Genomic DNA, 14,470 nt, shown 5'->3' with positions numbered 1-14,470 from the left:
CTTTTATAATAGAATTGCCAATTCAAGCAGGCCCGCCAAAAAACCGAATAGTAGGAGTTATGAAATGAAGATAGATGAAATCATTAAGAAAAGCATTGAAGTCCCCGGTATATCCATAAAACGCAGTGAATATAGCGCCGAGCTCATCTTAAAAGAGAAAGATGGAAAAGGCTCTATGACCTTTTTCCCATTGTTTCCCGGACTCACCTTAGCCTATATTTTTATAAATTCACCCACATGGGCAGCTCCGGACTTTCGTGATAATGGCTCCATAGAAACAGGCCCGCTGCTCTTAAATTACTGCGTAACCGGGCGGTGTGAGCTCATTCTGAATAACGGAAACTTTGTGTATGTGAAAGACGGTGAAATATCTCTGACAGAACGCTTTGCCAGACAGCAATATGTTTATCCCCGCCGAATTTATGAAGGTATGGAGTTTTTTATTGATATGGATGCCGCAGCAGAGCAAAGTGCCTGGATACAAACGGAATTTGATATTGATTTCCACAAAATCAGAGAGCTTTACTGCCCGGCTGGAAGCACTTATATCTCGGCCATTTCTCCCGAAATAGAAGAAATACTAAAAAAACTGTGGTCCTTGTTGGATATCTCTGTGCCGCTTTCCATTATGCAAATGAAAATCTATACCCTGGCGCTTTTTTCGCTGCTCCAGAATCTGAAAGAAATACCGCCTTCTCAAGCCTGCACATTCTTCACAGAAACACAGGTAGATATTGCAAAGCGTGTGGAAAAAATCATCACTTCTGATCTGCGCCAGCACCATCCTGCGTGGGAACTGGCTGCACAGTTTTCCGTCAGTGAAACCAGCCTGAAAAACTATTTCCGGGGAGTTTTTGGACAGAACATCTCCGTGTATCTGCGTGAAACCCGTATGAAAAAAGCCGCAGAATTACTTTCTACCACAAAGCTGTCTGTAGCAGAGGCAGCGGAGCAGGTTGGATATATAAACCAGAGCAAATTTGCTTCGGTATTCAAAAAGCAATTTGGTCTGTCCCCACTGGAATACCGGCGGTCAAAGAATTTGGGAAATATATAAGAGTAAAGCCGGGATTTGCCACTTGATAGCAAAGTCCCGGCCTTTCTTGTGCCTAAAAACTATTTGTAAATCAGTTCATCTTGAATAATTTCCTCTGCCTGCGCTTTCAGCGTGTTCATCAGCCCCACCCAACGCATAGGGTCACAGGCTTTCAGTTCTTCCGTGACACCCGCAGTCTCCATCATGTGGGATAGTTAGAACGGTGGTTATTCCGAAATTATTCTGATTCAGGGATAATACCGGCAAGCAATGCCTGTGTTAATACACACAGGCCCGCAGAGAAGAAAATCCCTCCGTGATTTTCCTCTCCGCTTGCTTGTTGAGGGCAGCGCCCCCAAGCCCCTTTGAACACAGAATTTCATTCTGTGGCTGCGCGTTCTGCGAACGCTTTTGACCAGGACCAGCTTACCGCTGGCCGTGGTCTTTTTCTTTTTCAACATCCTGTTCTACCTCCATTTTCAGCACTCGATCTACATTTGCCTTTGCCGTTAAAAGCTCCCGCATTTCCTCACGGGAACGCCGGTACTCGGCATAGGTCTTTTTCTTTTCTTCCAGCAATTTCGCGTACTCCGTCTGCAACTCTTTAACCTTAGGCAGCTTCTTGACTCCCATTTCATCAAAGGCATTCTTGGCAGCCTGGTGGAGCAGAATTTCTTCCTCATGTTCTTCCCGGAATTTCTTAGAGTAACCCGCCTTGCGGTATGCCACATAGACCTCACGGGTCTTGGCATAATTTACGATGTGAGTACGCAGAACAGCGATCTCTGTCATGCGCTTTTCAGCCGCTTTGATCTGCGCCGAAAGATCATTGTGATGTGCCGTGGCAGCCGCAGCCTTTTCTTCCAAAACCGCATACTCCAGCAGATTGTTCTCTGACAGGTAATTCATGGTCTGCGCCATTTGTTTCAGATTAAAAACTTTAGCCCATCGAGCATAGCCAGCACCTTTTCCGGCCTGCAATTTTGCCTGAATGTCCACCAGCAGATTGACCTTCGGCGGTTCTGCCTGTGTGACTGTTTTCTTTCGCGGGGTATGTGCTTTCTTCCCGGAGAGAACTGCCCGCAAATCTTCCAATCCATATCCTTCGCCCAGACTGTCCATGCGGGCGGCTTTCTCCCAACCAGAGAGCTTCAGTCGATACGATTTTCCGCGCTTTGAGACTTCACAACCATACTCTTGCAACAGCTTCAGCAGTTCTTCAAAGTCGGCAGGACTTTGTGATAATGCGTTGTCAATCGCCACACGAAGCAGCTCTCGGTGAGAGGGCTTTGCCTGATCGCCCAGCCACTTGTTGTAGCTTTTTCCGTGGGGTTTCGGGTCCTCCACAATGGACAATCCGTTCTCGATACAGATGGTATCGCTCAAGCGTCGGACGGCTCTGGTGCTGCCCCAAAAGTTGCGGAACTTTCGGTCACAATCTGCATTGACCGCCGACCAGATGATGTGATTATGAACGTGCGATTTGTCTATGTGGGTGCAGACCACAAAGGCGTGATTGCCCTTGGTGAACCGCTTGGCAAATTCCACGCCCAGGCGGTTGGCTTCCTCCGGTGTGATTTCACCGGGTTTGAATGACTGGCGCACATGGTAAGCGATCACATCGTCCGCCCCGCGCACCCGCCCGGTGGCGGAGATATACTGCCGCTTCGCCAGAAGGAACTCTGCATCGGCGGTCCGGCTGTCACAGCCATAGCCGGTAATTAGTTTTCCGTTGTCGGTCTTTTGCGGATTTGCCACATAATCAATGATGTCGCTGATTGCTCGGCTCTCAGTGCGCCCCTTGCCGATATGCAGGGGCATGATGCGTGTGGTTGCCATAGAAGGGCCTCCTTTCTAAAAAAGAAACGGCCTGCATGGTGCAGACCGCTTTTGCTATTCTATAAAATCGTCCTCGATGTCCTCTAACCGCTTCGGAGGAAACCTCATCTCGTATTGTTCTTTTGCCAGTGCACGAACTTCCGGGCGCTTATCTTTCATTCGGTTTTTCAGCCAGGAAATCTGCTCCTTTGATAACCGCCAAGGGAGATTCAGTAAGCGGTTTACCGTCATTTGCTCCGCTTGTTTCTCCGGCGATAAAGAAGCACAGGATTTACAGATGTACGCCGCATGACCTTTGCCGGAAAATATTTCGTTAGCCTTATATTCTCCGCAGACTTTACAATAATGTCCATGCTTCTTCATAGGCTCGATTCCTTTTCACTGAGCGCATATAAACTGCGAACCGCCCCCATGATGATGTTCCACTCCAGATCTGCCGCATAGGAAAATTTTTTACGGTACGATTCCCAAAGTTTCTGCATCACCGGACTATTTTCCACTTCTTCAAAAACTTCGGCAGCTTCTGCAAGATGTTGTTCTGTCCCGCGTTTGTGGGCAGTGGCCCGCAGCGCATCATGGAGCGTCTGCCGGTTCAATGTGTTCCCGTGGAGCTGATCCAGAATATAAATGTCATAGAAATCTCTCATGCGGGTGTTGGTGGTGGTTCTGGTGATGATTGTTTCCAGCTTTTCAGCCAGAACGGTTTCCAGATTGTATGCCCAAATGTCAATGGAGCGATCTTCCAGCATCAGCTTGAAAGAGTAGCGTACCTCCCTGGGGGTAATGGCATCCCCTGTGGAAATGTCAATCTTCAAAGGTGTCACCACACCGTCAAAGGTTGTAGTCATGCTGACCCGAATCCCAGGATACTCCGCTTCATCCATAATCTCTGAAATGCTTTTCAGCTGAAATTTGACGCCATCATCAATCGGCACACTCACAATAGCAGAAATCAGGTTCTCGATCTCCTCTACATTAACATTGGCTCCTTTTACAGTAGCGTCCAAGTCCATCGTGGAACGGGCATCCAGTCCAACCATTGCCGCTACCAGCATCCCGCCTTTCAGAATAAATTTATCACGATATTCAGAAAGGGAAATACGCTCCAGAAAACGCTCCATCATATAGTTTCGCATTAAAAGCTGTGCATCCGCAGATTTTTCTCTGGAAAGATTGCGAATCAAATCTTTTAGCTGCCTTGCTGTCTTTATCATAAAAGCACCTCCAAATACTGCCGTAAAATTTTTTCAACCCGGAACATACCGGCATACCGCATCAAAGTCCGCAGATCCTTGTCCTTTCTTCTGGCATACATCTTCAGCGCACCTTGAAAAGTCTGTATTTCCATGCTGCTTCGGCTTCGGAGCAGATCGCAGATGGTGCGCTCCATATCATAGACAGGAACCGTATGCCCAAAAGGTGTTTGGCCAGTTGTCAGCCCTACCTCATATAGTTCTGGTTTGATGGTGTAAACAGAAAGGCCCTCTGCCTTTAAGCGAGTGGTGCTGTACCCTCTGCGCACCGTGATAGCGTATGGAGATGGTTCCCGGTCTGTCAAGTCATGGAAAAATAGCGCTGATTCATGGGAAAATACTGCCTGACCACATCGCAGATGTAACAGAAACATCGCATCAATCCAGGTGTCCTCGGAGACATAAATTCCGTGAGCAACCTGCTGAAGATTTTTCTCTTTGACATATTCATAAAAAATGGGTTTTACAATTCCGCTGGCGATTACCTGTGCGGTTTGCAGCATCCCATCATGCTCGGTCAGAAGTCTGTCTAATTGCTCAAACCGCTCTGATTTGGTCACATCCATCACTTCCTTTCGTGCTACTATTATACACGGATGTAGCACAGAAGTAAATATAGCAATTTAACAGACACTGTCTGGCATTTTTGTGACCGCGCATTTTATCCATAAACCAAATCCTGAATGGCAAACTTCAAGTCCTGCACCTTGCCCAGCAGCCAGATGGCAGCCATCGGCAGACCATAGGGACTAATAAGGAATGCCATCACCAGCAGGATAATGCCGTTTTGCAGGGAACAGGTCAGCAGAACCGCCACACCCAGCAGGGCGATCACCATGCTGATAAGCCCCAGCACCAGACCGGAGACATAGACGATCCCCACACAAATCCAAACGAACAGGGTCAGCGCCAGAATCACCGGAACCATCACGATCTTCAACAGCAGTTTCAACAAAAATACCAATGCCCTCATTGTTATGCCTCCTCCCAAAATCACAGTTCCTGTTCCTGATTCCATTATCCCTGTCTCACAGCCAAAAGGCAAGGATACAGACAAAAAGAAAAAGCGGAGGAAGGTGCGGCGAAGAAACGCCGTTCCTCCCTCCGCAGATGGAGTATTTGTCCCGGTTACGAAAGTTTGGAGAGTTGTGTCAGTATCTCTTTAACTCCGTCCCATAACTGTTCCTGCCGCTGGGATATATCCTCCAAGTCAGCATCATAAATCCGCCCGGTCTCATGCACTTTGCGAGTCAGCTGATTCAAGTTGTTGCTGCTTCGGCGCATCAGGGAAACCAACTCCTTCAGCTCCGGCAGATCCAGTTTGACCACATACCCATCCAGTGCCATTTTCCGCAGATAAGCGCTCAAATTCTCTGTCCCGTATTGCTGCATCTTTTGATGGATCAGCTCCAGTTCTTCTGCGGACACCCAAAACAAAACCGGAACATCCCGCTTGCGCTTTGCCATGGTTATCGCTCCGGCTCCCGTTTTTTCGGGGCGGCAGACTTATGGGCGGGCAGCTCCTGTTTGAGCTTTTGCAGGACAGAACTTTTCTGCTGTTCTTGAGCAACTTTTCGGAACTGTCTGGTGAACAGATCGGTCAAACCGGGATTGACCTGATCTACCACCAGATAGGCACAGTGGCGAGAAGCGCCGCTGTCCTCCGGCATGGGAATGGTTTTTGCCCATGCTTTATTGTCCTGAGAGATACGCCCGTCATAGTTCTTGCGCTGGATGGTATTGGCAAGAATAAACTGTACCCGTTCCGTCCCGAACTTTTCCAGCACATCTTTGACCGCCGCCTCCGTATCCAGCCGGTTCTCTGCATAGTGGGCGCTGATGGTCTGCGCAATGGCTTCTTTGCAGGCGCTGTTCGCCTGATACGAACAGTTATATTGTGCCATCTCTCCATGCTCGGACGCATAGGCGGCAGAATGGGGGTAGAGAGGGGCGGTTCGTAATTCTTCCTGCGCCTTGCACACATCATCGGCACGGTTCTCAATACTGTCCCGGATCACATCCATATAGCCGGTCTCCAGCTTTTCAAAATAGCGGTACACATCCGCCAATGGAGAGGGAGATTCCAAAAGTGCCTTGGCCTGGGCGTCGGTCAGCTCCAGCTCCTCCATCGCCATCACAATATCCTCACGGACAGTATATTCATAGGTGTGGTGCAGGATTTCTTCCGGGGGCTGGCTTTTCAGCCAGTCCCGGAACTTATCCTGTTCGGCAGCCATCTTTTCATAAAGGGCTGTATTCAGATCGTTAGTATTCATGTTATCGCACCTCCTCATGCTGTTTTGGTTTCTTGTCTGTACTGCGGGGTTGCACCGGGCGTTTTAGGTTATCCAGCACCGAAGGCCGTGTGCTTTTGGCAACAACAGACTCGGTGTGTGCCTGCCCCTTTCCTTCGATGTTGAGCAGGGTATCCAGCTCCACCAGACGGGCGTTTTTGCTTCTCAGTTCTTCTTCATAAAGGAATGGCTTTCCGACTTCCTCCTTTGCGGCAGCCTGCTGCTGATAGAGGTTATCCAGCTGGGCCTTTGCCGCCTCCAGACGCTGGGGCATCTGGGCGAGGGCATTGTCGATACGGGTAAGATTTCCGCGAGGGTCTGTACCAAGGGTTGCCCGGTGGGTCATCTGTCCTTTCAGCAGGAGCGTATACTCCTGTTTCCAAGCGGAAAATTCCACGGACATGGCATAACCCCGGTAGCTGCCGATCTGCACCGGATCGGAGGTTTTGACCTCCTTGCAGGCATCCAAAAGGGCTGCACCGGCGTTCTCCTTATCGGTCAGCAGGTCTCCACGAATCTCCATACCAGCAAAACCGTCCTCCGGGTGCGGGTGAGCTGTCAAAACCTCCAGATCGGATTCAAAGCCCTTGATAAAACCTTTGTGCTTTTCAATCTCCTCCGGGAAGTATTTGAGCAGCTGGTCCTCCAGACGATATTGCTTGCTCTGGTGGTCGGCTTTCATCAGCTTCAGGCGGGATACCTCCACATCCAAATCCATACGCTCCTTGATACGGGGATCTCCGGCACACAGAGCCTTGATCTCGGCAAAACTCAGGGCGGTTTCATCCACATCATCGCAGGAGCGAACCGGACTTTTGCTGGTCATGATCTGGCTGATAAATTTCTGCTTGTTCTCCACCGTCTGCCAGAGGTATGCGTCAAAAGTTCCTTCTGTCACATAGCGGTACACATGGACAAGGGGGTTCTGGTTGCCCTGGCGCTCGATACGGCCCTTGCGCTGGGCAAGGTCTCCCGGTCTCCACGGACAGTCCAGGTCATGAAGTGCCACCAGACGGTCCTGCACATTGGTGCCTGCGCCCATCTTGGCGGTGCTGCCCAAAAGGACACGAACCTGACCGGTACGGACTTTAGAGAACAGCTCCTTTTTCCGCACTTCGGTATTGGCTTCATGGATAAAAGCGATCTGGTCGGCAGGCATCCCCTGGGCAATGAGTTTCTGACGAATATCGTCATATACCGTAAAGACCGGTTCCTGCTCCGGCAGAGGCACAGCGCCTTCCAGTGCGTGAAGCAGTGGATTATCCAGCGTTTTCGCCGCCTTGCTTACAGGAGCTTTTGCCTGCGGGGTAGAAATGTCGCAGAACACCAGCTGGGTCAGCTTGTCAGCTTTGCCGTCCCGCCAGATCTGCATGATGTTGTCCACGCACTGATTGACCTTTGTTCCGGGTTCATCCGGCAGCATCTGGTTGACGATCCTCTGGTCAAGCCCCAGCTTGCGGCCATCCGAGGTAATCTTGAGCATATTATCCTGGGACGGGTCAACGGTTCCGCTGTGTACCAGCGATGCGCGCTCCGAAAGAGCCTTGACCATTTCCTGCTGATGTTCGGTGGGTTGCGCCACGATGTTGTGGTACTCCACTTCCGGGGTAGGGAGATTTAACTGATCGGCAGTCTTAATGTCGGCCACTTCTTTGAACAGGTTCATCAGCTCAGGCAAGTTAAAGAACTTGCTGAATCTCGTTCTTGCCCGGTATCCGGTGCCTTCCGGTGCCAGCTCCAATGCTGTGACGGTCTCCCCAAAGCGGGAAGCCCAGCAGTCGAAGTGGGTCATGTTCAGCTCTTGCAAGCGTTCATACTGAAGGTAACGCTGCATGGTGTAAAGCTCGGTCATGGAGTTGCTGACCGGTGTGCCGGTGGCAAAAATCACGCCACGATTTCCGGTGATCTCATCCATATAGCGGCACTTGGCAAACATATCGGAGGATTTCTGCGCGTCCGATGTGGAAAGACCAGCCACATTCCGCATTTTTGTGTATAAAAACAGGTTTTTATAGTTGTGGGCCTCGTCCACAAACAGCCGGTCTACACCCAGCTGCTCAAAAGTTACCACATCATCTTTTCGCCCCTCGGCTTGCAGCTTTTCCAGTCTGGCTTCCAGAGACTTTCTGGTACGCTCCAGCTGCTTGACGGTAAAACGCTCTCCGCCGCTGGCCTGCACCTCTGCGATGCCCTCGGTGATCTCGTCGATCTGCTCATAGAGAAGCCGTTCCTGGCGCTCCCGGCTGATGGGGATACGCTCAAACTGGCTGTGTCCCATGATGATGGCGTCGTAGTCACCGGTTGCAATACGGGCGCAGAACTTCTTGCGGTTATGGGTCTCAAAGTCCTTTTTGGTTGTGACTAAGATGTTGGCAGAAGGATAGAGGCGCAGAAACTCCGATGCCCACTGCTCAGTCAGGTGGTTGGGAACCACAAAGAGAGATTTCTGGCACAAGCCCAGGCGTTTGGCTTCCATCGCAGCGGCCACCATCTCAAAGGTTTTGCCTGCGCCTACTTCGTGTGCCAGCAGGGTATTTCCGCCATACAGCACATGGGCGATGGCACTTTTCTGGTGTTCCCGCAGGGTAATGGCCGGGTTCATGCCGCCAAAAGTGATATGGCTGCCATCATACTCGCGGGGACGGGTAGAGTTCATTTCTTCGTTATACTGGCGCACCAAAGTCTGGCGGCGCTCCGGGTTTCTCCAGATCCAGTCCCTAAAGGCTTCCCGGATCGCCTGCTGTTTTTGAGCAGCCAGGGTGGTCTCCTTGGCATTCAGCACGCGGCGCTCTTTTCCATCCGCGTCCTCTATGGTGTCATAGATACGGACATCCCGCAGGTTCAGACTGTCCTCCAAAATCTTATAAGCATTGGCGCGGCTGGTTCCGTAGGTGGTATAAGCTGCCACATCGTTGTAGGATACAGAAGATTTCCCCTTGATCTGCCATTCAGCGGTAAAGGAGGAATAGTTGACCTCAATGCTGCGCTGGAGATAAAACGGGGTGTTGAAGGTCTCATACATAAACTGCTGGATGTACTCTTTGTCGATCCAGGTAGCGCCCAGACGCACCTCGATCTCCGACGCATCCAGGTCTTTGGGCTGCGCGGCAGTAAGAGCTTCCACATTGACTGCATAAACCGGGTCCTGCTGTGCCGCCCGCTGCGCCTGACGCAGTTTGCGGCGTACATTGCCAGAGAGGTATTCATCAGCAGTCACATAATGGGGTGTGCCGTCCTGTTCCAGCTGTCCCGGCACACGGAAGATCACGCCTTGCAGTTCTCTGGCCAGTGCTTCTTTTGTTTTTCCGGTAAGCCGACTCATATAGCTCATATCTACGCAGGCTTTTTCCGAGATGGACACCGCCAGTGCTTCGCTTGCCGTATCCACAGTAGCCACTGCCTGATGGGGCTTGATGGTTCGTTTGGTGAACATATCCGCCTTACGTTCCAGTTTCCCGTCCTCGTCGATGACTTCCAGCGCACAGAGCAGGTAATAGGAAGAATCATCTGCATAGGCCAGGCGGTTTGCACGGTCATTGATAAGGCCATATTTTGCAGAAAAGCTGTCATAGAGGCTGTTCAGTTCCGCCTGCTTTTGGGTAATGGTGCTGTCTGGAACCGCTGCATCCATCTGAAGGTCGATCAGTTCCTGCACACAATCACGCAGTCCCACAAGACCTTTCACACGGGCTTCGGCGGTGGCGTTGAGGTCAGGGCGCACCATGCGGCTGTTTTCCCGATAGTACACCTGCCCGTCTACAATGGCATAGGAATAGTTCTTCACATTTGGGTCGGCAGGAATGGAGGTGTCAATGGCTTCGCCTTCGCCCAGCTCCGGCACCTCTGCCTCCTGATAAGTGCCATGAATGTACTTCACAGCATCATGCAGCTGGTCGGAAAGCTCCAGTCCCTCGATAGGGTTCACGGTGTAATCCATACCATGAGCAGTGCTTACCGGCTCCTGTCTGCCCAGCACCATTTCCGGGTGGTCGATAAAATACCGGTTGATGGCAAACCCATCCTGCGTCGTCGCGGACTGCGCCTGCTCGTTTCCGCCTTGCGGCGAAAAGCTCGCTTGCTCCGTCGCTCCTCCTTCTCCCACAAAGTCTTGCGACTTTGCGGGAACCCTGATAATGCCGGTCTGCGTCCACTCTGGTGCAATGTCCAGCGGACGGTCCCGCTTTTGGAGAAAGATGATGTCCGATACAACCTCGGCACCGGCATTCTTTTTGAACGCGTCATTAGGCAGACGGATCGCTCCCAGCAGCTCGGCACGCTGGGCAAGATAGCGGCGCACGGTGGAATCCTTGGCATCCATGGTATAGCGGGAGGTCACAAAAGCTACCACACCGCCGGGACGCACCTGATCCAATGCTTTGGCGAAAAAGTAATTATGAATGTTGAAATTCAGCTTGTTGTAGGCTTTGTCATTGACCTGATACTGACCGAAAGGCACATTGCCGATGGCAAGGTCAAAGAAGTCACGCCTGTCGGTGGTCTCAAAGCCGCCTACTGTGATGTCCGCCTTGGGATAGAGCTGCTTTGCGATGCGCCCGGAAACCGGGTCCAGCTCCACGCCGTACAGACGGCTGTTTCGCATTTCCTCCGGCAGCATACCGAAGAAATTGCCTACACCCATAGATGGCTCCAGAATATTTCCGGTCTCAAATCCCATACGGCTCACCGCTTCATAGATGGCCTGAATGACCGTAGGACTGGTGTAATGAGCGTTGAGGGTGGAGCTTCTGGCGGCGGCATATTCCTCCGGGGGCAGCAGCTCTTTCAGCTGGGCATACTCGGAAGCCCATGCCGGTTTCTCCGGGTCAAAGGCGTCGGCAAGACCGCCCCAGCCCACATAGCGGGAAAGAACCTCCTGCTGTTCAGGGCTTGCCTGCTGTCCGGCAACTTCCAGCTCTTTCAGCAAACGAATGGCATTGATATTTGCCTGGAACTTGGCTTTCGGACCGCCTTCACCCAAATGCTCATCGGTAATACGGAAGTTTTGTGCATTGCGGCGCAGGTTGGCCTTGTATTCCTCATAGGAGGCTTCTTCGGCAGCTTTGGCATTGGGGAAGGTCTGCCACTGGCCGTTGACCTGAATGGAAAACGGTTGTTCATCCAGCACTTCCTCAAAGGTTTTTTCCGGCTCTGTCACAGGGGCTGGTGGCTCCGGCTCCTCGATATGCAGCCGTTCCACCACCACATCATAAGGCAGATTGTTCTTGTCGCCCGGATAGACGGCCACGGTCTCGGAATGGAAGGTCGGGGATTCGGCAGTTGGTTCTGACTGCTCCTGTCCAAAGCCATCCAGCTGACGGGCATACATCCCGCGCAGCAAAGGCGCAACCTCATCCCAGCGGAAATACAGCATAGCCAGACGCTTTTCCTCTGCATCCATGACTTCCAGTTCTATGCCCTGTGCCGTGGTACGGTAATCGACAATATCGCCGGTCTCCAAATTCAGCGTCTCGATCTCACCGGAATAGGCTCTGCTCAGCCAGTAGGCGATCTCGCTGTTGCTCCTGCCGGATTGCAGCAGCGTGGAAATCTGCTTTTTATCCGCTTCATCCATCAGTCCATGAGCCAATACATCCCGCAAGTCCTGATCTGCCTTGTCCGGGTCAATAGGAAGAAACTCGGTATAGTAAGCATTGCGGCTGTCTGCCCGAAGCAGCTGCTCGAACTGTTCTTTGCGCTCTGCCCGGTAGATGGGATATACCATCCCGGTGGGCAAAAGCTGTACGGTGTCCTCCCGCAACTCTGTGATCTGATAGGCGTCATCCTCGATATACACGGTATCGCCCACGGCATAGACCGGGGCGGCTGGGTCATAGGAGGTTCTTTGCGGAATTGGGCGGCGAACTGCGTCATATTCCTTATCGGAAATGGAAACTTCGGAAGTCTGCTCTGTCTCGGCATCTGCGATCTGCTCTACATCTGACATCACCTGTTGGATAAACGGATCATTGTCCAGTTCTTCCGGGTCTGCCACTTGGCCGTTGACGATCCCTCTTTCTTTCAGAGCTTCCCGGATGGCGATTGGGTCGATGTCGTCAAAACGGTTCTGTTCTTCTTCGGTATAGAACCGGTCCTCCTGAATGAGCTGGGCAATCCGGCGCTGTACCTTCGGCCAGGGCAGCTGCGTTTCCTCCGGGCTGCCGGCACGGACAACGAACAGGCTGTTGCTGTTACTGCCGCCGTATTCCTGAGCCAGCCATGCGGCGGTATCTTTTTCTCTTGCATGGTCTTTCATATAGCGGACAACAGCGTGTTTACTCTCGATATTGCCGTTCCATGCACAAAGGGCAGTATCAATATCTTCCTGAGAAAGAGGGCGCAGAAGCTCATGGAGCTTTGGATAGGTCTCGTCGATCACTTCCCGGTGTAAACGCTGACGGAACTCCGGCACATCCGAATAGAGTCGGATCAGCTCCATATCCTTAGAACCAAGAACCGCACGGCGCACAGCGGCATTGCCCTCGATGACAGCATTTTCACGGTCAGAATGACCGCAGGCATTGCGATATGCGGTATCCTCGGAAATGGTGGCAGTCACCACAGGCTTATACTGCTCAAACTGCTCCCCAAAGGTAGGCTTTGGCGTTTCTTCCTCCATCTCCGGCTGCTGGGCTTGAATGGCATCTTCTTCTGCCAATTCCTTTTCAGACTGGATCTTGTCATACTGCGCCTGTTCCTGTTCGGTAAGATAGCGGTCTTTCTGGACAAGTGAGGTAATGCGCTTGGCAACCTTTTCCCAGTTCAAGTGAACATCCGGGCAGTCCTGCTTTTTATAGTGCAGACCTTTCCCATCGTGATCTTCGCCGCTGTGTGTTGCGCCGGACAGGGCATGAGAGCGTCCGCCAATGCCATACTCGTCTTTGAGGAATCTCACTTTCTCCTTATCCGTATGGTTTGCCATGAAGAACGCATAGATACGGCCTTTTCCTCCGGCGAAACTGCTGCCGCCGGTCATAGCGGCGTCGATCTCATCCTCGGTAATGAAGTGCTGAACGGTTGGCACTTGGGAAAGGTCTGAAGAAAAGGTCCTGCGCGGCAGGTCAAGGTCCTTCAGGTTCTCCCAGATCTTCCTTGGTCTGTGATAGTGAAAACGCAACAGGTCAATGTCCTGCTGATAGGCAGTCCAGAAGGCAGCGTATTCTTCCTTGAGGGTCTGGCGGAAAGCCGGGTCACTCAGCTGCTCCGTCAGGCGATGGGTCTCCTCCGGGAACCCATTGCCTTTGATCTCTGACAGGCAGGACAAATATCCGGCTTCTCTGGCGTCCTCACTGAGATCGTGATACAGATACCAGAGCTTTTCTGCAAGTAGGGAGCGTTCATAGCCTGCCGCTTCTGCAAGCTCCACATTGGAGGCAAACTGACCACTTTTCAAAAGCTCCCCGATACGCTCTGCGGCACTCTCCCAGGAAATGACCTGGGCAGACCTGTCATAACGGACAGACTTCCCGTGGGAAAGATGGATACCATCCTCGGCATACCATGCACTCACACTGCCAAGGCCGTTACCGCCGTGATACAGCGTTTTCAGTATCTCGGCAATCTCAGCGGTGGTTTTCTGCTTTTCAAAGGCTGCAACCACACGCTCTCTCTGACGATCTGTATTGCCTCCCAAACGCAGCACATGGTCAATATCATTTTGGGCAAAAGAAAAAGCAGAGGATGTATGCGCTACATTCTCTGCTTCATCTATGGATTGGATCTGCTCCGCTTCGGAGAGGAACAGGTTTAGGGTCAGCTGTTGATAAGCTCCGCCATCAGGATCTCCTCTGCCTGGGCTTTGCAGGTGTTCATCAGCCCCACCCACTTCATGGGATCGCTGGCTTTCAGTTCCTCGGTGGCTCCCGCTTCTTTCGCCAGCTGGGGCATCATCTGCTCCAGTCTGCTCTGGGCGGTCTCGTCGATCTCCAGAAGGTGCTGGTACAACTTCTCGCTCAGCAGCATCTGGTTGTAGAGGATGGGACGATGTTCCTTCAGGTAGGTTTTCCTCATCCTGCCGTACTTGCCCAGGGGGAATCCACCACAGTGGCGAG

The 14,470-nt window shown here is 51.9% G+C and carries 11 protein-coding genes; 1 reads left to right on the top strand and 10 read right to left on the bottom strand.

The features are described from left to right. Window positions 1–64: 64 nt before the first annotated feature. Entirely contained in the window at window positions 65–1,057 is a 993-nt protein-coding gene (locus tag EUBDOL_RS00050) for an AraC family transcriptional regulator (protein WP_004797305.1), read from the top strand. 59 nt (window positions 1,058–1,116) lie between these two features. Here EUBDOL_RS00050 and EUBDOL_RS11650 read toward each other — a convergent pair whose 3' ends face one another. The 10 genes from EUBDOL_RS11650 to EUBDOL_RS11065 form a co-directional block, all read right to left on the bottom strand. Beyond that, on the bottom strand, window positions 1,117–1,239 hold the full coding sequence (locus tag EUBDOL_RS11650; protein ID WP_004797304.1) for a TnpV protein: 123 nt from the start codon (window positions 1,237–1,239) through the stop codon (window positions 1,117–1,119). A 223-nt stretch (window positions 1,240–1,462) separates the two neighbouring features. Continuing rightward, window positions 1,463–2,875, bottom strand: a complete 1,413-nt coding sequence (locus EUBDOL_RS00040) for a relaxase/mobilization nuclease domain-containing protein (RefSeq protein WP_040462688.1) — start codon at window positions 2,873–2,875, stop codon at window positions 1,463–1,465. Between the two features lie 54 nt (window positions 2,876–2,929). Continuing rightward, a complete protein-coding gene (locus EUBDOL_RS00035) occupies window positions 2,930–3,238 on the bottom strand; it encodes a hypothetical protein (RefSeq protein WP_004797300.1) in 309 nt (102 codons plus the stop codon). Next, complete coding sequence (locus EUBDOL_RS00030; protein WP_004797299.1) at window positions 3,235–4,089, bottom strand: nucleotidyl transferase AbiEii/AbiGii toxin family protein; 855 nt, start codon at window positions 4,087–4,089, stop codon at window positions 3,235–3,237. The genes EUBDOL_RS00035 and EUBDOL_RS00030 overlap by 4 nt, the downstream gene beginning before the upstream one ends. Next, window positions 4,086–4,694 (bottom strand): type IV toxin-antitoxin system AbiEi family antitoxin domain-containing protein, encoded by a 609-nt coding sequence (locus EUBDOL_RS00025; protein ID WP_002576209.1) that lies wholly within the window; start codon window positions 4,692–4,694, stop codon window positions 4,086–4,088. Before EUBDOL_RS00025 ends, EUBDOL_RS00030 begins: the two co-directional genes overlap by 4 nt. Before the next feature lie 95 nt (window positions 4,695–4,789). Next, the gene (locus EUBDOL_RS00020) at window positions 4,790–5,101 is read right to left on the bottom strand and encodes a CD1845 family protein (protein WP_002576210.1); all 312 of its coding nucleotides are present in this window, start codon (window positions 5,099–5,101) and stop codon (window positions 4,790–4,792) included. Window positions 5,102–5,256: 155 nt separating this feature from the next. Continuing rightward, window positions 5,257–5,595: a plasmid mobilization protein gene (locus tag EUBDOL_RS00015; RefSeq protein WP_004797297.1), complete on the bottom strand. Its 339-nt coding sequence runs from the start codon at window positions 5,593–5,595 to the stop codon at window positions 5,257–5,259. A 2-nt stretch (window positions 5,596–5,597) separates the two neighbouring features. Then, the gene (locus EUBDOL_RS00010) at window positions 5,598–6,404 is read right to left on the bottom strand and encodes a DUF3848 domain-containing protein (RefSeq protein ID WP_004797296.1); all 807 of its coding nucleotides are present in this window, start codon (window positions 6,402–6,404) and stop codon (window positions 5,598–5,600) included. 1 nt (window position 6,405) lies between these two features. After that, window positions 6,406–14,244, bottom strand: a complete 7,839-nt coding sequence (locus EUBDOL_RS11645) for an SNF2-related protein (RefSeq protein ID WP_235713661.1) — start codon at window positions 14,242–14,244, stop codon at window positions 6,406–6,408. Continuing rightward, a partial coding sequence (locus tag EUBDOL_RS11065) for a TnpV protein (protein WP_106381497.1) occupies window positions 14,172–14,470 on the bottom strand: 299 nt, incomplete at its 5' end. The genes EUBDOL_RS11065 and EUBDOL_RS11645, both read right to left, overlap by 73 nt.

Source organism: Amedibacillus dolichus DSM 3991 (assembly GCF_000154285.1).
Lineage (GTDB): Bacteria > Bacillota_I > Bacilli_A > Erysipelotrichales > Erysipelotrichaceae > Amedibacillus > Amedibacillus dolichus.
Note: the sequence above shows the minus strand (reverse complement) of the source record. Positions and strands in the feature narration are given on the sequence as shown.

Coding starts and splice junctions, on each gene's coding strand:
- EUBDOL_RS11650 (WP_004797304.1), bottom strand. CDS start 1,239: ATGGAGACTGCGGGTGTCACGGAAGAACTGAAAGCCTGTGACCCTATG.
- EUBDOL_RS00025 (WP_002576209.1), bottom strand. CDS start 4,694: ATGGATGTGACCAAATCAGAGCGGTTTGAGCAATTAGACAGACTTCTG.
- EUBDOL_RS00030 (WP_004797299.1), bottom strand. CDS start 4,089: ATGATAAAGACAGCAAGGCAGCTAAAAGATTTGATTCGCAATCTTTCC.
- EUBDOL_RS00020 (WP_002576210.1), bottom strand. CDS start 5,101: ATGAGGGCATTGGTATTTTTGTTGAAACTGCTGTTGAAGATCGTGATG.
- EUBDOL_RS00010 (WP_004797296.1), bottom strand. CDS start 6,404: ATGAATACTAACGATCTGAATACAGCCCTTTATGAAAAGATGGCTGCC.
- EUBDOL_RS00015 (WP_004797297.1), bottom strand. CDS start 5,595: ATGGCAAAGCGCAAGCGGGATGTTCCGGTTTTGTTTTGGGTGTCCGCA.
- EUBDOL_RS00050 (WP_004797305.1), top strand. CDS start 65: ATGAAGATAGATGAAATCATTAAGAAAAGCATTGAAGTCCCCGGTATA.
- EUBDOL_RS00040 (WP_040462688.1), bottom strand. CDS start 2,875: ATGGCAACCACACGCATCATGCCCCTGCATATCGGCAAGGGGCGCACT.
- EUBDOL_RS00035 (WP_004797300.1), bottom strand. CDS start 3,238: ATGAAGAAGCATGGACATTATTGTAAAGTCTGCGGAGAATATAAGGCT.